This is a genomic window from Micromonospora sp. NPDC049891 (assembly GCF_040660295.1).
In the GTDB taxonomy this organism is placed as follows: domain Bacteria; phylum Actinomycetota; class Actinomycetes; order Mycobacteriales; family Micromonosporaceae; genus Micromonospora.
In genome coordinates, this window is record NZ_JBFAML010000042.1 from 1 (window position 1) to 22777 (window position 22777).

A 22777-nucleotide genomic window follows, 5' to 3' on the forward strand; every position below is an offset into this window, starting at 1 on the left:
CGGATCGGGCCGGGCGGCGAGCGACAGTACGAACTCGTCGCCGACAGCGCGGAGCTGATCGAGCTGACCGATCCCTTCGAGGTCAAGCTTCCCGCACGCCCCCCACCACGACTGCTCGCAGACTGTTACCAGTTGGCCAGACGGTCCTTGATGCCAGCGGTGACTGCGTCCTCGTACACCTTGACGTCGATCTTGCGGATGGAGTCGACGTAGGCCTGCCAGTTCTTGTCGAAGTCGGCGGGCGGGCCGGCGATGATCCCCGGCAGCTTCTGCACGCTGGTGTCGGTCAGCTGCTGGTTGACCTGGTTGGCGTCGTCGGAGAGCGTGAGGTTCCACGCCGGGTAGTACTTGGGGTTGTCCGGCGCCTTGTTCACGAAGTCAAGCCAGGTCTTCTTGCCGTACTTCGCCATGAAGTCCTTGTCGTAGTCGCTCAGCGTCGCGTAGAACTCGGCGGGCTGGTCGTCGGGGCTGTAGGCGTTGCCGTCGGAGAACTTGCCGTTGCGCTTGGGCAGCATGTCGAGCAGCGCATCGAGACGGTTGGAGGCACGCCAGGTGAGGTCCTTGTAGTTCTTCCGCTGCTCGTCCGTGCGGGAGAAGACGCCGTCGGCGCCGACCTGGTAGTCCTCGCCAGCGATGCCCCAGGAGAGCGTCTTCTGCCACTCATCGCTGAGCATGGTGTCGAGGAACTTCAGTGCCTTCTTCGGCTGCTTGCTGGAGACCGAGACGCCGAACCCCTGGTTGGTGTTCATGACGGGGCGGTCGGCGTACCAGGGCTTCACCCCGTCGTAGACGGGCATGAGGGGCACGTAGGTGTACTCGTCCTTGCCGGCGCTCTGCAGCGACTGGGTGGCGGTCTGGAAGTTCCAGCCCTGGTCGTGCATGCCGAGGACGGTGCCGGTGGCCAGCTTCGCGGTGTACTGGTCGAACGTCAGGGTGAAGGACTCGGGGTCGACGATACCCGAGTTGTACTGCTGGTTGAGGACCTTGTAGAAGTTCTTCGCGATGTCCTTGTCGGCGAAGATCGACGCGTTGTTGTTGTCGTCGACGACGACGCCACCGTTGTTCGGGAAGCCTGCCAGCTGCGCCGGCGGGTTAGTCATGCCCCACTCACGGCCCGTGGACGCCAGAATTTCGAAGCCGACGGTCGGGGCGCCGGCGGTCTGGGGGTGCTTCGCCTTGTAGTTCGAGATGAGCTGGAAGTAGCGGTCGAGCGTCATGTTGCTCAGGTCCGGGTAGCCGGCGTCCGCGAGCACACGCTTCTGGATCCAGAACGCGGGACCGTAGTAGACGCCGCCCGTGATGTCGCCGTAGAAGCGGTTGTAGTTCGGGAGGATGTACAGGCCCTTGTCCACCTCGTCGCCCGAGTAGCTCATCTTCTTGATGTCGTCCCTGACGTGCTCGGCGAGGTTGGGGTAGTCCCCCTTGGCCAGCATGTCGTCCAGGCGCCGCAGAGCGCCGCCCTCCAGGAGACGCTGCTTCAGGTCGCCGGTGCCGATGAGGTCGGGGAACTCACCGCCGGCGAGCATGACACCGATCTTCTGGTCCTCGTTGTCCGGCGTGACGATCTCGTACTTGAGGGTGACACCGAGCTTGTCCTTGAGCAGCTTGGTGATCTTGTTGTCGGGTGCCGGGGCCTGCTGGGCCGACGTGATCCAGACCGTGAACGTCGTGGGGTCACTGGGGGTCAGCGTTCCCGAGTCGTCTTCGGGGTCGTCGGCAGAGGTACATCCGACAAGTCCCACTAACACGGCTGCAGCCAGGACAACAATTGACAACTTCGTTCGTGTGGTACGCACCGAGGTCTCTCCCTTGAGAACAGTTCCGGTCGTCCTTGACTGGAATTTGTGGGCACATCGACGCGAGCTGGGGCTTGGCGTCCTCATGCCGAGCGGGATTTTAGCGTTAAAGTAAAGAGTCGATCGTGTTGCGTCAAGGCCCGCCCCGGCGTGTGGATGGGTGGCGGGCTTCTCGCCAGACGACGTTGCTGAGCTGGCAGAATGCCGCGATAAGGAGGATATGTGGTGAGGATGGCGGACGTCGCCCGTGAGGCGGGCGTCTCGGTCATGACGGTGTCGAACGTCGTCAATGAGCGCCTCCCGGTCAACGAGCCGACGCGCGCCCGTGTCATGGCCGCCGTCGAGGCGCTGGGGTACGAGGTCAACCTGACCGCGCGCCACCTGCGCGCGGGACGGACCGACACCGTCGCCTTCATCGTGCCGAGCTTCCACGACTACTTCGGTGAGGTCTCCGACAAGATCGCGCCGCTGATCGAGGCCGAGGGGCGGCACCTCGTCCTTGAGCGGACGAGCGGCAGCCCCGAGCATGAGATGGCGGCGCTGAGCGTCGCGCGACTCCAGCTCTACGACGGCGTCCTGCTGTCCGTCGCCGGACTCGACCGCGACCAGCTGGACCGCGTGCGTACCACCAAGCCCATCGTGCTGCTCGGCGAGCGTGACGTGCCCGACCGGTTCAACCACGTGCGGCTGGCGAACGAAGAGGGCGCCCGCCTCGCGACGGCGCACATGATCGAGCACGGCTCGCGGCGCATCGTTGGGTTGGGCTGCACGTTCGACACCGCGCACATGATGACGTCGGACCGCCGCATTGGCTGGGAGCGCGCACATCGCGATGCCGGCCTCGATGTCGACGCACGCTATGTGGTGCCCATCTCCACGTTCACGTCGGCGGCCGGACGTGATGCCCTGCTCGATGTGATCGCGTCCGGTCTGCCCTTCGACGGCGTCTTCGCCGTCACCGACGTCGTCGCGCTCGGCGCGGTCGCGGCCCTGGCAGAGAGCGGGCTCCGGGTGCCCACCGACGTCCAGCTCGCCGGGTTCGACAACCTCGACATGTCAAGCTTCGTCCCGCCCGGCCTCACCTCCGTCGACGCGAACCATGAAGGTGTCGCTGAGACCGCGGTGGGTCTGCTGCACCGGCAGATGGCGGGCTGGACCGGCCCGGCCGAGCACGTCGTCGCGCCCGTCCGTCTCGTGGTACGTGGCTCCACCCGCGGTGGGGCTTAGGGCCGTGCAACCACCCGCGCCGTTTAGCAAGTTTCGGTCGAAGGAAACCATGTCGAGCACCTATGGGCGCACGTCCGCCTTGCGCGCCCGTCCCCGCATCCCCGATCACCGGGACGCGGCACCGGCATCTACGACCCCGACACCGCCACCGAGCTCGTCGACGAGCACACGGTGACAGCGATCCCGTTCTCGACCTGGGGCAACCGCGCCCCCGGCCCGATGCGGGTCTGGCTTCCGCGAGCTCCTCGCTGAGGCATGCAATGACGGAACACGCAACTGATGGGGAGACAATGACGACGACCACGACCGCAGTGATCGACCTCGACCTGCCCGGCGCCACGATCAGCCGGCACGTGTACGGGCACTTCGCCGAGCACCTGGGGCGGTGCATCTACGGCGGGTTCTGGGTGGGTGAGGACTCGCCGGTCGCGAACGTGCGGGGCATCCGCTCGGACGTGGTCGAGGCGTTGCGGGCGATCTCGATTCCGAACCTGCGTTGGCCGGGCGGCTGCTTCGCCGACGACTACCACTGGCGTGACGGCATCGGTCCGCGCGAGAGCCGCCCGCGGATGGTCAACTCGCACTGGGGCGACGTGGTGGAGGACAACGCGTTCGGCACGCACGAGTTCATGGACCTGTGCGAGCTGCTCGGCGCGGACCCGTACGTGTCGGGGAACGTGGGGTCCGGGTCGGTGGCGGAGATGTCGGACTGGGTGGAGTACCTGACCCGGGCGGACGACTCACCGATGGCGGCGCTGCGGCGGGCGAACGGGCGGGAGCAGCCGTGGCGGGTGCCGTTCTGGGGCCTGGGCAACGAGGCGTGGGGCTGCGGCGGCAACCTGCGCGCCGAGCAGTTCGCCTCGCTGGCCCGGCAGTACGCGACCTACACCCGCAACCACGGCGGCAACCTGCTGTACCGGATCGCGGCGGGCGCGAACGAGGCCGACCTGCACTGGACCGAGACGCTCCTGCGCTCGTTCGACGACCTGGCGGCGGACCCGGCCGCGCCGGCGGGCCCGTTCCAGGCCGTGTCGCTGCACTACTACACGATGGCCGGGTCGTGGTCGGACAAGGGCGACGCCACCGGGTTCAGCACCGACCAGTGGTACGTGACCATGGCCCGCGCCCGGCGCATGGAGGAGCTGCTCACCCGGCACTCCACGGTCATGGACCGCTACGACCCGCACCGCAAGGTCGGCTTGGTGGTGGACGAGTGGGGCACGTGGTGGAACGTGGAGAAGGGCACCAACCCCGGGTTCCTGTACCAGCAGAACACGCTGCGCGACGCCCTGGTCGCCTCGGTGCACTTCGACGCGTTCCACCGGCACGCCGAGCGCGTGGTCATGGCGAACATCGCCCAGACCGTCAACGTGCTACAGGCCATGATCCTCACCGACCCCGACACCGGGGCGCTCGTGCTCACCCCGACGTACCACGTCTTCGCCATGAACACCGGCCACCACGACGCCGCCTCCCTCGCGGTGCACCTGCGCGACGTCGAGACTCGCGCTGTCGACGGGACCGAGCTGCCGCTGGTCTCGGCGTCCGCGTCGGTCAAGGGCGACACCGCCCTGGTCTCGCTGTCCAACCTCGACGCCGATACGGACCGCATCCTCGTCCTGGACCTGCGCGGCCGCAACGTCGTCGGGCACACCGCGCGGGTGCTGACCGCCACGGCGCTCGACGCGCACAACACCCCCGAGCAGCTCGACGCCGTCGCCCCCACCGACCATGCCGGCGTGCGCCCCCACCCCCGAGGGCTCGAGGTCGACCTGCCCGCCCACTCCTACGTCACCGTGGCGCTCGAGCTGCGTTGATGGACCGACCGAACGTGAACATCCGCGACGGCGGGGCGGGGGCAGACTTCACCAACCCGGTCATCTTCGCGGACGTGCCCGACCCGGACGTCGTCTTCGACGGCCGGTACTACTACATGGTCAGCACGACGATGTACTTCGCGCCGAGCGTCCCGATCATGCGCTCGAGCGACCTGGTGCACTGGTGGATCGCCGGGTATACAGCGGCGATCCTCGACGACACGGACGCGCTGGCGCTGCGCAACGGCCAGGACGCGTACGGCCAGGGCAGCTGGGCAGCGAGCATCAGGTTCCATGACGGGACCTACTACGTGTCGGTTGGCAGCCTCACCACGCGGCAGACGTACATCTACTCGACTCCCAACATCGAGCGCGGGCCGTGGACCAGGTCGGTGCTCGACGGGTACGCCCACGATCAGTCGCTGCTGTTCGACGGCGACGACGTCTGGCTTGTCTACGGTGGCGGGTCGATCGACCTGCGCAGGCTGCGGCGACACGAGGACGGGACCCTTGCGTGGGACGGCCCGGCGACGCGGCTCGTCGAGCACGCCAACGTCGACCAGACCAGCGGGCTGAATGCCGAGGGCGCTCACGCGTACAAGATCGGGGACTACTACTACGTCTTCATGATCCAGTGGCCGTCGGGTGGCATCCGCCAGGAGGTGCTGTGGCGGTCGACGTCACTAACGCCGCAGTCGGCGGGCGGCGTGTGGGAGGGCCGGGTCGTGCTCAGCCAGGGCGTGACGGTCGGGGGCCGACCCGGAACCGGCGTGGCCCAGGGTGGAGTCGTCCAGACGTCCGACGGGCAGTGGTACGCCATGCTGTTCCAGGACGAGGGCCCGCTGGGTCGTTCGCCTCAGCTCGTCGGCGTGGCCTGGGATGACGACGGGTGGCCGGTGTTCGCTCTCAATCCGCAAGCGCCCGCGGCGGCCGCACGGACGGCCGGTGACGGCGCCGCCGTCGTCGCCTCGGACGACTTCGACAACCTCCTTGAGCGTGCGGGCCACTGGAACACGGCCAACGCGGACCTCCTGGCAGAGTCCGCCGAGAACGCATGGAACGGGTCAAACCTGGGGCTCCAGTGGCAGTGGAACCACAACCCGGACAACCGGTTCTGGTCGCTCACCGAGCGGCCCGGACACCTGCGGCTGACCACGGGCAGCGTCGCCTCGGGCATCCTCGATGCGCGCAACACGCTCACCCAACGCACGCTCGGACCCACGAGCTCCGGCGCCATCTCGCTGGACGTCTCGCACATGAAGGACGGAGACGTCGCAGGCATCTCCGCCTACCAGCGCAAGTACGGATACATCGCGGTGACGATGGAGGCGGGGACCAGGAGCCTGGTGATGCGCCGGGCAGGCGGCGACGGCGTCATCGCCTTCACCAGCGCACCGGTGCCGCTGCGGGCGGACGTCGTCCACCTGCGCGTGGACGTCGACTTCCGGGATGCCGTCGATACGGCGTCGTTCGCGTACTCGTACGACGGCAGCAACTGGACGTGGCTGGGCGACACCATGCGGATGCAGTACGACCTCGCGCACTTCACCGGGTACCGGTTCGCCCTCTTCAACTACGCCACTGCCGAGCCCGGGGGATACGTCGACGTGGACTGGTTCCGGGTCAGCGGCACCGCCGGGCTCGCAAACCCTACTCACCGACGAAGCGAGGGAGCTGTCCATGACTGAGCAGGCGACGTCAGCCCTGCTGATCGACGGGCAGGCACCCGCCGAGGTACCGCTGCATCACGTGTGGAACGAGTGCGTCGGTGCTGGCCGCGCGAACGAGGCGTTGCGGGCGGACTGGCAGGCGCACTTCCGCGAGGCCGTCCAGGTGCTGGGCGCCCGGCATGTGCGCTTCCACGGCCTGTTCCATGACGACATGTTCGTCTACCGGACGGACAACGGCGGCGGCTTCGGCCCGAACCAGCCGCTGCCCGAGCCGGTCTACACGTTCGCGTATGTCGACAAGGTGTTCGACGCGATCCTCGACGCGGGCGCCCGCCCGTTCGTGGAGCTCGGGTTCATGCCGCGCCAGCTCGCCACCCAGACCGAGACGCTGTTCTGGTGGAAGGCGCACTGCAGCCCGCCGAAGGAGATGGACCGCTGGGTCGCGCTGGTCGACGCCACTGTACGGCACTGGATCGAGCGGTACGGCATCGACGAGGTGCGGCAGTGGCCGTTCGAGGTGTGGAACGAGCCGAACCTCGTGCCGAACTTCTGGACCGGGACGCGCGCCCAGTACTTCGAGCTGTACGAGGCCACGGCGCGCGCGATCAAAGCCATCGACCCCCGGCTGCGGGTCGGCGGCCCGTCAACGAGCGTGTTCGTCCCCGACGCCCGCTACTCCGGAGAGACCCACGACCCGTCGCTCGAGGTCGAGACCGCGGTGGCCACCGACCCCGACGCGCTCGACTGGCAGCCGGTGTGGATCCACGAACTGATCGAGTACTGCGCGCAGCGCGGGCTGCCGATCGACTTCCTCTCCACCCACCTGTACCCGACCGACTACGCGGCGGACTCCCTGGGCAACGTCAGCGCGATCACGCGCCAGAAGGACGCCACGTACGTCGACCTGCAGGTCCTGCGCACGATCATCGAGAACAGTCCGTATCCGGACGCCGAGTTGCACATCACCGAGTGGTCGACCTCGCCGTCGAGCCGCGACGCGATCCACGACACGCTCTTCGCCGCCGCGTACATCGTCCGGGCGTTCCTCAAGGGCGCGCCGCTGGCCGACTCGATCTCCTACTGGACCTTCACCGACGTGTTCGAGGAGGGCGGCAGCGGCATCGGCCCCTTCCACGGAGGCTTCGGGTTCGTCAACGAGAACGGCCTGCACAAGCCGACGTTCCACGCGATGGCCATGCTCCACCGCCTCGGTGACCGCCTCCTGGCCGAGCTGCCCGACGGTGCCATCACCCGCTCGTCCGCGACGGGTGACGTGTCGGCCATCTTCTACAACTACCCCGCCGAGATGGGCACGACGGGGCTCGCGTCCCGCAACGGCTACGCCGAGACGCGAGCCCTCGCCGAGATGGGCCCCGAGCGCCGCGTCCGGCACCGGGTCGAAGGGCTGCGCCCAGGCACCGAGCTCACCGTGGAGATCCTCGACTGGGAGCACGGGAACGTCGCCGAGGCCTGGTACCAGATGGGCGCCCCGCTCAACATCACGCGGGAACAGACCGCCGAGCTGCGCAACGTCGCCGACGGCCTCCACCGCAGCACGCTGACCGTCGGCGACGACGGCGTCCTCGACATCGACCTCACGCTGCCCGCCTGGGCGGTCGCCTCGGTCGCGCCGACGCTCCCCAGCGGCCAGCGCCCGGATCGGGGGGTCGACGAGCCAGGCAGGATGAGGCCATGATCAGACTGCTCGTGCCCGAGATCGAAGCGCGCCGATGTGCGGATTCCTGATCTTGGTGATGCATTTGTGCCACCACGACGATTGAGCAAAGGCTGGTTGGTGCGGCACGTCCTCGGAGTGCGACCGTGACTCCAGTGATTGACGATCAATCGACGGCTGCGGTCGGGGAGATCTTTTCGAAGAAGGCGCGTTCGGACAGTACGTGGTGGGGGCGTGGGACCCCGAGTTCCTGACGGACCTCCACGAACAGCCGGACCAGGTGGTCCTCGAGCTGATCCAGCGCCGACGGGTCGACCTCGTCCTCCCGCGGCGGCAGCCCCTCGAGCTGGCGCAGGAGGCCGTAGCCGTACCGCAGTGCGTACCGGGCTTCCTCTTGCACCTGGAGCGAGGTCGTGCTCAGTCTCAACCGCTCGAACTGAACCCGGGCCTCGTCGTGGGCTTCCCGCATCGTCGTACGGCGGCCCTCCGCATCGTAGCCTCGGCCCCAGAATGCCTGTCGCAGGCGGACGAGGGCCGCCGTGAAGTCGACGCACGCATTGCGCAGCCGCTCGCGCCGCTCGCGGATGTCGGCCTTCCTGGCCCGCCACAGGTCGGTGAGCAGCGTGCCGACGATACCCAAGGCAGTACCTGCCAACGCGAACAGCGCCTCTCTCACGAGGCCGATTATGACGATGGCGTCCGGAGAACGTGAGCCCACGAGCCAAGATCAAGCGTCCGCTCACTGCGCCAAGCGCGCGGAGTAGTTCGTGCGGCCCAGATCGCGCTGACCCGGCCCCCTGTCGGCCCAGCCCTGACGCCCACACTGAGCCTGAGGCCACTCGGCAGGTGTACGGCCAGCTCACCCGAGGCGGTTGGTGAACCGCCCCGGGTTCTGTGGAGGATTGACGAAGCTGTGCCAGGAAAGTGGGTCGAACCTTCCGCGGGGCGGGGTTGCCGTGAGTTGTCGTGGTCGCGTGGGAGGGTCGAGGTCGTGTACGAGGAATGGTCGTCGACGCTGCCGTACGTCGTGGTGTGGCGCGGTGCCACGCCGCCGGGTGCTGGGCAGAAGCGCATCCTGCCGGACGGCTGTCTCGACATCATCTGGCGGGACGGCACGGTTTTCATCGCTGGGCCGGATACGACCGCTCAGGTCGAGGCTGCCTCGCCGGGCAGTCGGTACGCCGCGTTGCGGTTCGGCGCGGGCACCGGGCCCGCTGTGTTGGGCGTGCCCGCCTACGAGCTGGTCGATCGGCGCGTGCCGCTGGACGCGGTGTGGCCGGCGGCCGCCGTGCGGGCCATCGCCGAGGCCGAAGATCCTGTCGCCGCGCTGACCGCCGCCGTGAGCAGACGCTGGCAAGGAGCCGACCGGGTGATGGTGGCCCTGGCCGGTGACGCACAGGCGGGGTTGTCCGTCGGGTCGGTTGCCGTGCGGTGTGGTCTGAGTTCCCGACAGTTGCAGCGGCGCTGCAACACCGCGTTCGGTTACGGACCGAAGACCTTGCAGCGGATCTTGCGGTTGCAGCGGGCCCTCACGCTGGCCCGCTCCGGTCGGTCGTTCGCGACGGTAGCAATCGATGCGGGCTACGCCGACCAGGCCCACCTCGCACGCGAGGTACGGGCGATGGCCGGAGTGCCCCTGAGCGCTCTACTGCCGTGACGGGGCCCAGGCGAAAAGGTCCACTACGTTGCCGTCCGGATCGCGCACCTGTGCATAGCGCTGCCCCCATGGTGCGTCCCAGGGCGCTTTCACCGACGGATATCCGGCGGTGACCAGGTCAGCGTGGCATCGATCCACCTCGACCGCATCGGAGCAGAGAAAGGCCCACCCACCGGAGGGCTGTCCCGGCTGGTAACCCGGATCGAAGGACCGCAACGAGGCGTGCGTGTCCCACATGAGACGGACACCGCCCGCGACAGTCGTCTCGGCGTGCGGCTCCTGCTCGGCACCGGCCGGAAACTCCAGGCCCAGCCGGCGATAGAAGCAAAGGGACGCTGCCATGTCGGCCACCGCAAGGCCGATCGCGTTGAAGGTGGGTGCCATGAATCCGACGGTACGACCATGATGCCGAAGAGGTCTTGAACGAATCGGACACCCACCGACCACTTACGTGGGCATCCGCTTCTACCGCCACGAGCGGACGTCACCTCGTACGTGACCGCAGGCGGCAGAGCTGGCGCGCAGTCGTAGCCGATGAGAGTGTGTCGGCATCTTCTCCGGATGATGATCAGCGCAGGAATGGTCGCCATTGCCGGACCTGATGCACCCTGACACCCGGGGTGGTGAAATACGGGTCGTCGGCCATGAGCTGCTCCAACCCCGGCTGGTCGGCCACGTCGAAGACGATCATCGCTCCTGAGTCGTCGGCGAAGGGCCCGGCCATCCGCACCACACCCTCACTCTGCAGGGCCGAGAGTCGCTGCCGGTGCGCCGCTCGTGCGGCCAGCCGCTCAGGCTCGTCGTTGAAGGCCAACTCGACAATCCACATACCGGCACCGTACGGCGACTGCCACCGCGCAGGCTGTATCACTTGACACATGACTTCCCTGGCCGCGATCCCGGCCCTGAGCGCCTTGCCCCCGACAGCTCTGAACAGTGTGTTCCGAGACAGCCGAGGAGCGCGGTACGGCGCCGGTACCCTGATACGACCGGCCGGGCAGCCCGCCCGTGCCGTGGTCCTGCTGCTCACTGGCACGGTTGTCGCCGCATATACCGGGCCTTCCGGTGCCCAGGTGTGGCCAGCGCGCTGGGAGGGCCCTGCCATCGTCGACAAGCCCTCCATCCTGGGTGGGGGCGTTCCGACGACCGATTTGGTGGCGACAACGGCATGCCTGGTACGGCTGCTACCGCCGGCCCGGTTCCTTCGTCTGCTGGATGAGGAGCAGTCGGTACGCCAACGCGTGCTTGGTCGGCTGTCCCAGGACGTACTGGCCGGCCGGCACCGGATGGCTCTGTCCGCAACACAGCCGGCTGTGTCACAGCTCGCTGCCTGGGTCAAGGCTCGCGGCGGCGCCGCGCAGGCGACCGTGTGGCGGGGTTCGCAGGAGGAGTTGGGGCGCGCGTTGGGACTGAGCCGAGTCACGGTCAACCGCGCTCTGCGACGGCTGGTGCAGGCTGGTGCGCTACACCTCACGCCGCGCGGGATCATGATTGTGGATCATCGGCTGCTCGATACCTTCCTCGACCACCATGAGGGCACACCACCGGTGCAATGAACCTTCTGCCGCATCCCCGGCGGATCCGTGGCATTCCGAAGGCACCGAGAGCGGCCACGCCGACAGTGGGGTCATCCGACCCGATGACGACGGCCGTCAAGTGTGGAACGGCGATCAGCTGATGTCGACGTGCCGACGAACCCTCGCCATCGGCAAGCCCCAGGAAACGTCCGCTTACAGCCGCTGTCCGGCTGAAGCTTGGGGCAGCTAGTGGGTCACGCCGGTCTGATGGAGGCGAGGAACGCCCGCACCCGCGCCATGAGCAGCGCGGACGCCTCCGGGTCGTACGCGTCGAGGGAGGCGTCGGCGAAGAGGTGCTGGTCGCCGGGATAGACGAACAGTTCGGCGTTCGCCGTGGAGTCGGCGAGCTGGCGTGCGGCCGGCAGGTCCTCGTCGAAGAACTCGTCGCCCTCCTTGCCGTGGATCTGCACCGGTACGCCCTCAGGCCACGTCTCTCCGAATTCTGCGACCGGGAGGCAGGAGTCCATGAGGAGTGCCCCGCGGGCGCCGGGCCGGGTCTGCGCGAGCCGCTGGGCGATCGTCACGCCGAAGGAGAATCCGGCGTAGACGAGCCCGGGGGCGAGTTCGTTGGCTGCGGCGGTGCCGCGCTCCCGGATCGCGTCGAGGCCCAACTCTCGGGCGAATCCGAACCCCTCCTCGATGCTGCCGAACGTGCGGCCGGCGAACAGGTCCGGCGTGTGCACGGTGTGCCCGGCCTGTCGCAGGCTGTCGGCGAAGCTCCGGACCCCGTCGGTCAGGCCTTGGATGTGGTGGTAGAGCAGCACGTCGGCCACGGCGGTGAACCTCTCGCTAACGATCGAGATTTTTGGAACGTTCCATGATGCTAGTTTGTTACGTCATGGCGGACAACCCACCGGACTACGAGCTTGCCGATCGGAAGGCGCTGACCAGACCTGACCAGGTGAAGGCGATCAGTCACCCGCTCCGCACGGTCATCCTGCAGCTCCTCCACGAGCGGGCCGCGACCGTGACCGAGCTCGCGGCCGCAGTCGAGCGCCCCAAGAGCACGGTCGCGCATCACGTGGACGTGCTTACCCGCAATGGTCTGCTCCGCGTGGTGCGCACACGGAAGGTGCGGGCTGTCGAGGAGCGCTTCTACGGGCGCACCGCACGCATGTTCCACGTGGCAGCGGAGCCATCACCCGCCGGCGAACAGATGCCGGGCGACTTCAACGACTTCGAGGTGGCTGCACGCGAGTCCGCGGACGCGTTCGAGCAGGGGAAGCTCTGGGGTTTCATCCGGCATGCGCGCATCTCGGCGGATCAGGCCGCTCAATTCTGGGACCAGATGGCGGAACTGGTCGATTCGTTCGACCGGATGCCGAGGTCCGGCGAAACCATGTACGGGTTCGCGGTCGGCATCTACCCCACCGACCACCCGACCCTGCCAGCAGCGGAGTGATGCACGTACTCAAGGATCGGGAACGGCCTGATCGCACACCGGTCATGCTGGCTGGTGTCGTCGTCACTGACGATCGACGGGCCGGCAGACCAAGGCAGGCCCATCGTGTCCAGCTCGACGTCCTCGGCTGGGCGACGTCGGGTACGGCATTCCCTGACGCATTGCCGTGTGGAGTGCGCGCACCTGGCCGCCGACCGGGCGTCATCTGGGGTGGCAGACGCTGGGGTGGGGCCAACGCTCGGGTGGTAGCCGATGACAGCGTGTGGTAGCTCGCGTACGTTGACGTCGTGGCGACTTTCTGGACCTTGGGGTGCGACGCCGACGATCCCCAGCGGATCGCAGCCTTCTGGGCGCTGGCCCTCGGCTATGTCAAGGAATCCGGTTTCGACGAGCCCGACAACGCATCCATCGTCGACCCGGATGGCCGGGGCCCTGCCATTGGCTTCCTAAAGGTGCCCGAGGGAAAGTCCGCCAAGAACCGCATGCACATCGATATCCGAGTGGCCGGTCCAGGCCCCTGGGACATGGCCGAGCGCGCCCGGCTGATCCGGCAGAAAGTGCCCGAGCTGGTTGCCGCCGGCGCGACGGTGGTCCGGGAGGAGTGGTACGGCGACGACCTCGGGCACGTCGTCATGCATGACCCGGAGGGCAATGAGTTCTGCGTCGCTTGATTCATGGTCGGTACCGCGTCTCGGCATCCGGACATGCCGCCGTCCGAGTGTGGCGGCCGCCGGACGGGGCGTCCACGAACGAAGGTCATCGACCAGGACGATCGTTCGGCGGGCATCCACGCGATGATGATGATTGACACGATCGTCATGCGACATCCGGATTTGTCGCCGATCGGGCGTCACAGTACGCGAACGAGGACGGCAGAGCCCGGCGTGCGGTCGTGCCGATGGGCGTGATGTCTGGCTCGGCGAACTTCCGTCGACTCCATGCGGCCACTCGAGCTGCGGCTACAGACTCCCCGAGTCGGGCCAATTCGGCCAATGAGTGTTGGGTGGCCTGCTGGGCGCGTACCGCCCTGCATCGCCGGTCGTCAGGACGTTCGCGATCTGGCGGAATGTCTCCGACGCACTCGGCCGCACCCGTCGCCGAGCTCGGGGTGGTGCCACTGGTCAAGTTGGAGCACTTCAGGCAGGTCGGCGGGATTCGCTGGCGCAGTTCCGTGTCGTTGGCGAGCAGCAACTCGCGGTAGTCGGTACGAGCCGGCGGCCGGGGGTGGCGACCTGCGGGACCGGTCCGTCCCACGACGGCTTCCACCTGTTCGGCAGCCGCGAAGCGATGGTGCCCCGCACCTGCTGGTCATGCACAGCGAGAAGTTCACTACGAGTCAGCGTCACGACGGACGATCCCATCGGCGCTCCTTGTCGAGAAGCCGTTCGGCCATCCTCATCTGCCGGGTCGTGCGCGTTGGTCGGTCGTCGCTTCTAGGGGTCGTGGCCGGCCTCAGCGCCACGCTGGGGGTTGGTCCGCTCAGCCAGCGGTCGGCAGCGGTGGAAGGCCCAGCGATACGACGAAGCGGTCCGTCTGGAGTTCGACGAAGACGTGCGCGTCGTCGTGATCTTCGTCTTGCTCGTCGTCAGGGTTGCTGTCGTCCGGGCCGAGGTCTTCGGCCAAGTACGACCGAAGACTGGCAGTCTCGGCAGCACGGTCCGCGTCCGTGGCGGTGTCCTGTTGGCCTGCCCAACCAGGGCGAGCCGACAGCTCTGCCGATAGTCGGTCCGGCTGCCTGCTGCCGTGGGCAGGGTGGGATCACTGCATGGGCTGCGGTCGTGTGGTCCAGGTGGGGTCGATGCGGTCGAGCAGCGCGTCTTGATGGTCGGCGAGGTGGGCTGGCAGAGGTAGCGAGGCGAATCGGCAGGCAAAGCGTATGTCGCTGTCCTGCCCGGTTCCGGTGACGGTGTGCTGCCAGGCATCGGGTGTGTGAGCCGGAGTTCGTAGGTGGAAGTAGGTGGTGTGGCGGGGCTGACCGGTTTCGGGGTGTGGCCTGTGTTCCGTCCCGATCTCGCGGACCAGGCTGATGTCGTGCAGGCCGGTTTCCTCGGCGACCTCGCGTAGTACGGCGTCGGGCAACGTCTCGTCGGGCTTGACGCCGCCGGCTGGAACCTGGGTGCCGGCGTCGGGGTGGTCGACGTGGTCGAAGACGAGCAGTTGCACACCGTCGGGGGTGACCCGGACGACATAGGCGGCTACGCGGAGTCGCGGGATGAGCCTCATCTGTGCATTGTGCTCGGCCGCGATGAGGCGCATCGTCAGCGGCCGGGCCAACGGACGCACATGCCGCAAGTCGTGCGGGGTCTGGTGCGTGGCTGCCTCGCCCTTTGCTGACGCATGACTCGGCTGGCTTAGCCCGCCGCGGTTACGGACTTGCGGCGGGCCAGCGCCGTTGCGGCGAAGAAGGCGGCGAGGACGATCGCGGCTTCGGTTCCGATCGCGAGTGGGGTGAGCGGGAAGTCGAGCGCCCAGCCGAATGCGGCTGCGGCAGCGATGGCGGCGGCGATCGTGGGCGGCAGCAGCAGTGTCATCCGCGTAGCGGTGTGTCGGATGCGGGGTACGTCGCGCAGGGCGATGCGCACGGCGAGGACGGCGCCGGCGACGACGACCGCCGCGACGCCGCCGTAGAAGACACCAGCGGCAAGCCACACCGGTACGCGCACATCGCGCGGCAGGTCGAATGCCGCCACGAATGCCTGGTGCAGGCCGATGACCAGGATGTATCCCACGATGAGGGAGAGCACTGCGCCCGCGCTCGCCACGCCAAGCACCTGGCCGTACCGCGGTGGAATCCGCTGCACGCCGGCTTCCTCGGCGATCCTCAGGGCGAACTCGGTGGGGTCAGTGCCGAGAAGCTCCGCAGGATCGATCCCGTCGGCGGTTGCGGCGTCGAGTTCGCTTCGCAGGTCGGCAGCAAGAGTCGCCCGGTCACGACGGTGAATGCCGAGAGCGCGCCATTCCCGGTCTGCGGCGGCGAGGAGGTGGTCAACGGCCGGCGTCGACGTGCTCATGGTCATCTCCTGATTTCAGCGGACGGACGGCGAGGGTTTCGTTGACGACGCTTGCGAACTGGGTCCACTGCTCGCGCCAGAGGCTCAGTCGGTCATGGCCGGTGTCCGTGAGCCGATAGACCTTGCGGGGCGGGCCGTTGGGGCTGGGCTGCATCGCGTTGGCCACGAGTCCCAAGCGGTGCAGTCGGGTGATCAACGGGTAGACGGTGCCGTAGCTGACCGTTCCGAATCCGGCTTTGTCGAGGCGGCGGACGAGTTGGTAGCCGTGCGCGGGCTCGGCGGCAAGTAGCGCAAGCAGGCACATGTCCAAGCAGCCGCGCAGGAGCTGGGCCTGCCGGTCGGCCGCCTCGGCCGCCTCGCCTTTCACTACCATGTGACGCATAGTACGGCCGGTACTATGCGTCGTCTAGTAGGTGCCCCCGGAAGGCGGCGACCGCGGCTCAGATCCGCCACCCTCGCCACCCAGTGCTCCACGATGTCGCGGCACCTCACCAACCACGTTCGCTCGTGGAGGCCCCTCGTCCCTCGGGTTCTGCGGCAGATCCGACCGGAGCGCTACCGAGGTCTGACCCCGCACCACGAAGATCGAGCGCACGGATCTGCCGCCGACCGGGTGCCACGGACGGTGACTGCTCCCGAGGCCACCCAGCGTCCGGACGTAGCCGAGATGGCGGAGGCGCTCGTATGGTGAGTTACCGCAGTGCTGCTGCGAGGTCGGCGGCGTTGTCGAACGCGGGTGCCGCCCTTTCGGATTCGTCTTCCGTGAGCGTGACGGACTTGGCGCGGGTCAGCATCTCGGCCGCAGTCATTGGATCGTGCAGCACCATCGCGAGTTCGGCGCGGTAGACCAGGACCTCTACCTGCTCGACCGGGTCGTCGTCGGCTTGCGGGCGGGCCAATGCGCTGTCGAGGATCCGAACGGCCTGTCTGACGCTTCCTCTGGAATCGGCCTGCACGACAGCATTCGCCAGGGCCTTGGCCAGCCGTCCGGCAGGCGCGGCGGCCGGCATCGGCCCGGTGGTGGCGTCCCGGAAGACGCGGATCCAGTTGCCGCCCGGGTCGATGACGCTGAACCCGCCCAACCCGTCGGCGTTCTTCCGCGCCCGAGGCCGGGTCATCCGCGGCGTTCCGGAGACCAGGACCTTGCCGTACGCGGCGCGCATGCCGGCGGCGAACGCCCGGTGTAGTCCTTCGATGTCCGCGGTGAGGACGAGACAGGAGCCGTAGGACTGCTCCGGGTCGAACCCGGCGATTTCGAAGAACTGCAGATGCAGGTCTTCCCGCTGCATCCCCACACACGCGTTGGGCTTGCGCTGCTTGTACGTGGTGTGGAAACCGAGGACCCAGTAGAAGGCTTCGATGTCATCGATGGACGCGCACGGCAGCAGGGGAACGGTCCGCTCGTTGGTCACGCCTCCTTCCTAGACGTCGCAGGGTGTCCGTCGCCCATGGAAATGGCCGATCATCGCCGTCGGTCATCCGATCGGCCGATGAGGCAGAACCCAACGCCGCCCAAATCCGGACCCGGAGACATGGCACCGAGAGCCACCACACCGGTGAAGGTCGCCATCTGAATCGATGTCATGACGGCATGCTGAAAGGACGCAACGCATCGACGGAAAGCAATTTCGACGGCCAGGTTCCGACATCGCGGCGCATGGTGATCTGGCGCTGTCCGGGCGCCCCCGCGCAGCGACAGCGGCCAGAGAACTGCTCGGCGTTGTGCTGGTGATCGTCGCCGAGTCGATGTGGTGGGTGGCGGTGGCGTGTGCCTGAGGGGCGGTCCGTGCCCGGCTGCGCCGGACCCAGACGGCGACCGGCGGCGTTGGAGGTTCGTCCGGATACAACACCGTTATCCGGACGAACCTCCGCCTTGCCGGACCACCGCCTGGGCCTCGGCTCGCTCGGGCGAGCCTTGTGAAACGCGGCCTAGGTGTTCTGCCCAGAGAGGTTGGGGACGCGGCTGGCTGGTGGGTGGCCGCCGAGTGAGGTGTGTGCGCGGTGGTGATTGTTGGCGTGGAGCCAGGTGGGTAGGGCGGCTCGGCGGGCGGCTTCTGAGGAGTACGGCGTGGCGTAGGCCCATTCGTCGGTGAGGGTGCGGTGGAAGCGTTCGACCTTGCCGTTGGTTTGGGTTCGGAAGGGGCGGGTCTTCTTCATGCTGACGCCCAGTTCGTGGAGGTGTCGCGCCAGAGGAAGGACTTGTAGCAGGAGCCGTTGTCGGTGATTACCCGTTGGACGGTGATGCGGTGGGAGGCGAACCAGGCGTGGGCGCGGCGCCAGAACCCGGTGGCGGTTTCCTTGCGTTCGTCGTGGAGGATCTCGGTGTAGGCCAGCCGGGCGACCTCGGCCCGGCGCAGCACCGCGTGACACGTCGAGGCCGCCACGCCGAGCCGGCCGCCGATACGCGCGGGTCCCCACCGCCGCTTCGCCCGCAGGTGCAACACCTTGCGCTCCACCGGCGCGGGTGTGCGTCGCGGTGACCGACGCGGACGCGATGACCGGTCGACCATCCCCGCCGGCCCCTCGGCGCGGTAGCGGTCGGCCCACCGCTTCGCCATGGTGGGGCTGACCTGAAACCGTTCCGCGGCCCGACGCAGCGGCCACCCCTCGTCCACGACACAGCGGGCCAGACGCAGCCTGCCGGTCTCCGACAACGGGGCATTACGGTGGGGCACGAGGACCTCCCTGGGTTGGTGCGGCTGTCTGGTAGCTCCACACCTACTCGGGAGGTCCTCACCCTTTCAAGATCCCGGACACGTCACCAACGTCCATGGGCAGAACAACTAGTCGCCGTGGGTAAGTCGGGCGACCGGCTCCGAGCGGTGGTCGGCGTCGCGGTGGCGGCGGGTGCGCCGACCGAACGCGTCGGCAAGCCCCCACCGCCCCGGTACGTCGAGCAGTTCGATCCGGCCCACCGACGGCGGCAGGTACGGATCGACGGCCAGATGGTCCGGGTACGGGCTGAGCCCCAGCATCGTGCGAAGCAGGAGCAGCGGCGCCCCCGCCGACCAGCCCTGAGGGCTGCACGCCGCCGGGTACTCGACCGGGTAGCCGGTCAGGCTCCGCTCGTAGCCGGCGAATGCCTCGGGCAACCGGCCGTCGAAGTACCCGGACGCAGTGATCATGCCATCGGCGATCCGGGCGGCCTCCTCCCGGAAACCGTAGCGCCACAGACCCCAGGCGATGATCGAGTTGTCGAACGGCCAGACCGCACCGACGTGGTAGCCGACGGGGTTGTATCGGAGGTTGGTGGTGGACAGGGTACGCACGCCCCAACCGGTGAACAGGCTCGGTCCGAGGAGGTGGTCCGCCACACGGCGTGCCCGCTCCGGCTCGACAATGCCGCTCCAGAGCAGGTGCCCCATGTTGGAGGCGAGCGCGTCAACGGGCTTGCCCTCCGGGTCGAGCGCAAGCGCGTAGTACCCTTCCTCCTCGATCCAGAAATCGCGGTTGAACTGTTGCCGCAGTTGCGCTGCCTCGCGCTCCAGACGGTCGGCGTACTCGGGGTCGTTCCAGAACTCGCGGGCCATCCGCGCCCCGCGTATTTTGGCGTCGTAGGCGTACCCCTGTAGCTCGCAGGTTGCCCTGGGCAGGGCGGGCAGCCGACCGTCCCGGTAGGAGATCGAGTTCCAGGAGTCCTTCCAGCACTGGTTCTTCAGGCCGTTGCGGGTGTTGCGCCGCCGGTAGTAGATGTAGCCGGTGCCAAGCAGGTCGCCGTACTCGTCGATCCAGTTGAGCGCGGCACGGGCTTGCGGTTCGAAACGCCGTACGGTCTCCACGTCGCCGCTCCACCGCTCGTACTCGTCGAGCAGGATGACGAACAGCGGGCTGGCGTCCGCAGATCCGTAGTAGGGGGTGTGCGGCTGTTCCTCGAATGCCGCCGACTCGCCGTACCGGAACTCGTGCAGGATCTTGCCCGGCTCCTCCTCGCGGAAGTCGTCGAAGGTGCTGCCCTGCAGCGTCGCCAACAGGCGCAGCACGGGCGGGGTCAGGGTGGGCGCGAACGGCAGCGTCTGCAGGCTGATGAAGATGCTGTCCCGGCCGAAGAGAGTCATGAACCACGGCAGTCCGGCGGTCGGGATCGGGCTGGTCGCGGTCAGCGACGAGTAACGCATCGCGGCCAGGTCGTACAGGCTGCGCCTGTACGCCGCGGCGAGGGGTTCGAAGTCGCAGGCGAGTCGCGGCGCGTGGTCGATCCATTGTTCCAGCTCCTCGCGGACCTGTGGCCTGCTCCGCCGGCGGTACGCCTCCCAGACGGTGGCGGAACCGCCGCCGCCCCGATTGATGATCGGTTCCACCTGGAGTTCCACGTCCCAGCGGCCGTGCGGTTCGAGACGGATGTCGAAGGTCATGCCGCCGTCGTCAACCTTGGCCGGTTTATCACTGGAGATGATGGTGTCCCGGTAGAACGTCGCCCGCTCATAGTGCAGATGGAGGCGCCCATCCTCCTGGCACACCGATCGCTTACCGCGCTTTGGCTGATTCTCCTTGACCTCGAAGATGTCGGCGAAGTCGGCGTCCGCGTCTATCCGGATGGAGACGTCGGCCGGTTCGATGTCGTGGTTGAGGACTACGATCCGTTCGACGAGACAAATGCCGATGGTCTGCTTACGGATGACCGAGAGCTTGGCGTTGACGTAGTGCGTGGGCTCCCCGGGGACGAGGAAGAACCGGGTCTCGAAGAAGTGCAGATCGCTGCGGGACATTGGGCTGAGTCGCTCCCCGTTGACGCGCAGCACCCAGGTCGACAGGAAGCGGGTGTCGAACGAGAAGAGCCCAGCCGGTGAACCCGGGGAAGGGGTGACATCGCCACGCACGTCCGTGACGAGGAACGTGTTTCCGTCCAGGATGCTGAGCGTCTTCTCGACCATCAGGCGCCAGCTTCCTCATGGACGAAATCCCGTGGGTGATGGCCGGTTGGCGGTCCGGCGAACAGCACAGTGGCGAGCATGTGCACCAGCCCCAGGTGCCCCTCGACCACAAGCGCGTTGCGGAAGAACAGCGGCACGAACCGTTCCTCGCCCCTGACCAGCCGGTCGAACGTGTCGTTGTCGGTGCGCAGAACGGCGTCCGGCTCCGGCCGGGGCGTTTCCGAGTCTGGCCTGCGGACCCGGGCAGTCCCGCTCTCCAGGATGACGAACCACTGTTTCACGACGGTGCCGGCCGACTCTGTCACGTCCAGGCGGACGGTGCCCGTGGGCTCCGGCGGAATACTCTTGAAGGTACGGCTCTCCCCACGCTCCAGCATCTGGAGTGCGTCAGCCAGTCGGTCGCCCACTTGGCGTCATCACCCTTCCCTCGCGTGCCACCTCGGCATGACCGCGACCAGCCCTCCGCCGGGCCCGCATCACCCGCTGCGCGTGCCGCCCCTCAGATCCCGGACAGGGACGGGACGTCAGGCCCGAACGGGTACTGCCGGTCCAACGGCGAGATGGTGATCCACCGTAGGTCGGTGAATTCGGCGAGCGCCGCCCGGGAACCGAACCGACCCCAGCCGCTGGCCTTGACGCCGCCGAATGGCATCTGCGGCTCGTCGTGGACCGAGGTCCCGTTGATGTGGCAGATTCCGGCTTCGATCCGGCGGGCCACCTGCAAGGCGTTGGCGACGTCGCGGCTGAACACCGCGCTGGCCAGACCGAGCTCGGTGTCGTTGGCGACGTCGACGGCCTCGTCGACGTCATCCACCTCGATCACCGCAGCGACCGGCCCGAACGACTCTTCACTGTAGATGCGCATCTTCGGGGTCACGCCACGCAGTACGGTCGGTGGGTAGAACAGGCCGTCGGCTCGGCCCCCGATGAGTACCTCGGCGCCATTGGTCTGGGCGTCGGCGACGAGCGACGCGACGTGGTCGACGGCCCGCTGGTTCACCAGTGGGCCGAGCTCGGTCGACGGTTCATGTGGATCGCCCATGGCCAGCCTGCCGGCGTGGGCTACCAGCTGGTCGAGAAACTCGTCGGCGACCGTGCGCTCCACCACGATCCGCTCGGTCGACATGCAGATCTGACCCTGGTTCATGAAGGAGCCGGCGACGGCGGCGCGTACCGCCGCCGGGATGTCCGCGTCGGCCAGCACCAGCATCGGCGCCTTGCCGCCGAGTTCGAGAACTGTGCGCTTCAGATGCCGGCCGGCCGTCTCGCCGATGATGCGTCCGACCGAGGTCGAACCGGTGAAGTTGATGCAGCGGGTCCGCGGATGGCAGATCAACTCGTCGACAACGTCCGCCGCGTCGGCCGGCGCGTTCGTGATCACGTTGATCGCGCCGGGCGGCATGCCGGCGTCATGCAGGGCGGCGGCGATGGCCACATGGGTCGCCGGGGCCTCCTCGCTCGCTTTGAGCACCACCGTGTTGCCATATGCCAGCGGAAGCGCGACGGCTCGCACGCCGAGGATCAGCGGCGCGTTCCACGGGGCAAGGCCGACGACCACTCCCACCGGCTGGCGGATGCCGAGCGCGGTCATGCCGGGCACGTCGGACGGGACGACGTCGCCGACGATGCCGTACGTCTGCGCGGCCGCCTCGATGAGCATGTCGGTGGCGAGCTTCAGGTTGAACTGGCCCCAGCTGAGCACCGCTCCGGTCTCCTGGCACATCGCCCTGACGATGTCGTCGCCGCGTTCGGTCAGCAGACCCGCGGCACGTTGCAGCACCTCGCGCCGTTGCCCCGGTGGCCACGTTCCCCAGGTAGCCCTCGCGGCGGCTGCCGCATCAACGGCAGCCGCCGCATCAGCACGGCCGGCGGCGGCGACCTCGGACAACGGCTTATTGTCGACATTACGAACTTTTGTGGTCCTTCGCCCCGATCGGGCGGGTGTCCACCTACCGTCGATCAACATATCGACGGTGCGGATGGCGTCGGGCATGGCGACGCGGCCTCCCTCCAGTCGTGCGACACGACCTGTCGCTGCCACGGCGCGGCTCGACCCACCAGGGCAGCCAATGGC

22 protein-coding genes and 1 pseudogene are annotated in these 22777 nt (G+C 67.9%); 9 read left to right on the forward strand and 14 right to left on the reverse strand.

The window, feature by feature from the left end; genetic code table 11:
* Positions 1-125: 125 nt before the first annotated feature.
* Positions 126-1748: an ABC transporter substrate-binding protein gene (locus AB0I71_RS30420; RefSeq protein WP_357590498.1), complete on the reverse strand. Its 1623-nt coding sequence runs from the start codon at positions 1746-1748 to the stop codon at positions 126-128.
* A 279-nt stretch (positions 1749-2027) separates the two neighbouring features.
* Here AB0I71_RS30420 and AB0I71_RS30425 point away from each other — a divergent pair, with 279 nt between their 5' ends.
* The 5 genes from AB0I71_RS30425 to AB0I71_RS30445 all read left to right on the forward strand — a co-directional run bounded on the left by AB0I71_RS30425 (position 2028) and on the right by AB0I71_RS30445 (position 8206).
* Complete coding sequence (locus AB0I71_RS30425) at positions 2028-3023, forward strand: LacI family DNA-binding transcriptional regulator (RefSeq protein ID WP_204002934.1); 996 nt, start codon at positions 2028-2030, stop codon at positions 3021-3023.
* A 171-nt stretch (positions 3024-3194) separates the two neighbouring features.
* Entirely contained in the window at positions 3195-3275 is an 81-nt protein-coding gene (locus tag AB0I71_RS30430) for a hypothetical protein (protein WP_353505311.1), read from the forward strand.
* Positions 3276-3313: 38 nt separating this feature from the next.
* Entirely contained in the window at positions 3314-4840 is a 1527-nt protein-coding gene (locus tag AB0I71_RS30435) for an alpha-L-arabinofuranosidase C-terminal domain-containing protein (RefSeq protein ID WP_357590501.1), read from the forward strand.
* Positions 4840-6528, forward strand: a complete 1689-nt coding sequence (locus AB0I71_RS30440; protein WP_357590503.1) for a glycoside hydrolase 43 family protein — start codon at positions 4840-4842, stop codon at positions 6526-6528. The genes AB0I71_RS30435 and AB0I71_RS30440 overlap by 1 nt, the downstream gene beginning before the upstream one ends.
* Complete coding sequence (locus tag AB0I71_RS30445; protein ID WP_357590505.1) at positions 6521-8206, forward strand: hypothetical protein; 1686 nt, start codon at positions 6521-6523, stop codon at positions 8204-8206. Before AB0I71_RS30440 ends, AB0I71_RS30445 begins: the two co-directional genes overlap by 8 nt.
* Positions 8207-8351: 145 nt before the next feature.
* Here AB0I71_RS30445 and AB0I71_RS30450 read toward each other — a convergent pair whose 3' ends face one another.
* Positions 8352-8861 (reverse strand): hypothetical protein, encoded by a 510-nt coding sequence (locus tag AB0I71_RS30450; protein WP_357590507.1) that lies wholly within the window; start codon positions 8859-8861, stop codon positions 8352-8354.
* Positions 8862-9176: 315 nt separating this feature from the next.
* Between AB0I71_RS30450 and AB0I71_RS30455 the strand changes: the two genes are divergently transcribed.
* Positions 9177-9842 carry an AraC family transcriptional regulator gene (locus tag AB0I71_RS30455; RefSeq protein ID WP_357590509.1) on the forward strand — a complete coding sequence of 222 codons (666 nt, stop codon included), beginning with the start codon at positions 9177-9179 and terminating at the stop codon, positions 9840-9842.
* On the opposite strand, the gene AB0I71_RS30460 is transcribed toward AB0I71_RS30455, so the two are convergent.
* Both AB0I71_RS30460 and AB0I71_RS30465 read right to left on the reverse strand, forming a co-directional pair.
* Positions 9831-10226, reverse strand: coding sequence for a VOC family protein (locus AB0I71_RS30460; RefSeq protein ID WP_357590511.1), 396 nt, complete (start codon positions 10224-10226; stop codon positions 9831-9833). The genes AB0I71_RS30455 and AB0I71_RS30460 overlap by 12 nt on opposite strands.
* Before the next feature lie 184 nt (positions 10227-10410).
* Positions 10411-10671, reverse strand: a complete 261-nt coding sequence (locus tag AB0I71_RS30465; RefSeq protein ID WP_357590512.1) for a YciI family protein — start codon at positions 10669-10671, stop codon at positions 10411-10413.
* A 49-nt stretch (positions 10672-10720) separates the two neighbouring features.
* Here AB0I71_RS30465 and AB0I71_RS30470 point away from each other — a divergent pair, with 49 nt between their 5' ends.
* Complete coding sequence (locus tag AB0I71_RS30470) at positions 10721-11398, forward strand: Crp/Fnr family transcriptional regulator (RefSeq protein WP_357590513.1); 678 nt, start codon at positions 10721-10723, stop codon at positions 11396-11398.
* Between the two features lie 215 nt (positions 11399-11613).
* Here AB0I71_RS30470 and AB0I71_RS30475 read toward each other — a convergent pair whose 3' ends face one another.
* Complete coding sequence (locus AB0I71_RS30475) at positions 11614-12192, reverse strand: dienelactone hydrolase family protein (RefSeq protein WP_357590515.1); 579 nt, start codon at positions 12190-12192, stop codon at positions 11614-11616.
* A gap of 65 nt (positions 12193-12257) precedes the next feature.
* Between AB0I71_RS30475 and AB0I71_RS30480 the strand changes: the two genes are divergently transcribed.
* Together AB0I71_RS30480 and AB0I71_RS30485 are read left to right on the forward strand one after the other, a co-directional pair.
* Positions 12258-12821 (forward strand): winged helix-turn-helix domain-containing protein, encoded by a 564-nt coding sequence (locus AB0I71_RS30480; RefSeq protein WP_357590517.1) that lies wholly within the window; start codon positions 12258-12260, stop codon positions 12819-12821.
* A 287-nt stretch (positions 12822-13108) separates the two neighbouring features.
* Positions 13109-13492, forward strand: a complete 384-nt coding sequence (locus AB0I71_RS30485; protein ID WP_357590519.1) for a VOC family protein — start codon at positions 13109-13111, stop codon at positions 13490-13492.
* Positions 13493-14300: 808 nt separating this feature from the next.
* Here AB0I71_RS30485 and AB0I71_RS30490 read toward each other — a convergent pair.
* From AB0I71_RS30490 to AB0I71_RS30530, 9 genes and pseudogenes are all read right to left on the reverse strand, one after another.
* A complete protein-coding gene (locus AB0I71_RS30490; RefSeq protein ID WP_357590521.1) occupies positions 14301-14444 on the reverse strand; it encodes a hypothetical protein in 144 nt (47 codons plus the stop codon).
* A 135-nt stretch (positions 14445-14579) separates the two neighbouring features.
* Complete coding sequence (locus AB0I71_RS30495) at positions 14580-15044, reverse strand: NUDIX domain-containing protein (RefSeq protein WP_357590523.1); 465 nt, start codon at positions 15042-15044, stop codon at positions 14580-14582.
* 128 nt (positions 15045-15172) lie between these two features.
* Entirely contained in the window at positions 15173-15832 is a 660-nt protein-coding gene (locus AB0I71_RS30500) for a hypothetical protein (RefSeq protein ID WP_357590525.1), read from the reverse strand.
* Entirely contained in the window at positions 15807-16205 is a 399-nt protein-coding gene (locus AB0I71_RS30505) for a PadR family transcriptional regulator (RefSeq protein WP_357590528.1), read from the reverse strand. Before AB0I71_RS30505 ends, AB0I71_RS30500 begins: the two co-directional genes overlap by 26 nt.
* A 319-nt stretch (positions 16206-16524) precedes the next feature.
* Entirely contained in the window at positions 16525-17244 is a 720-nt protein-coding gene (locus AB0I71_RS30510; RefSeq protein WP_357590530.1) for a VOC family protein, read from the reverse strand.
* 517 nt (positions 17245-17761) lie between these two features.
* Positions 17762-18507, reverse strand: a pseudogene (locus tag AB0I71_RS30515) (IS481 family transposase).
* A 108-nt stretch (positions 18508-18615) separates the two neighbouring features.
* Positions 18616-20703, reverse strand: coding sequence for a glycogen debranching N-terminal domain-containing protein (locus tag AB0I71_RS30520; protein WP_357590532.1), 2088 nt, complete (start codon positions 20701-20703; stop codon positions 18616-18618).
* On the reverse strand, positions 20703-21110 hold the full coding sequence (locus AB0I71_RS30525; protein ID WP_357590534.1) for an SCP2 sterol-binding domain-containing protein: 408 nt from the start codon (positions 21108-21110) through the stop codon (positions 20703-20705). Before AB0I71_RS30525 ends, AB0I71_RS30520 begins: the two co-directional genes overlap by 1 nt.
* 92 nt (positions 21111-21202) lie before the next feature.
* Positions 21203-22696 carry an aldehyde dehydrogenase gene (locus tag AB0I71_RS30530; RefSeq protein WP_357590563.1) on the reverse strand — a complete coding sequence of 498 codons (1494 nt, stop codon included), beginning with the start codon at positions 22694-22696 and terminating at the stop codon, positions 21203-21205.
* Positions 22697-22777 lie beyond the last annotated feature (81 nt).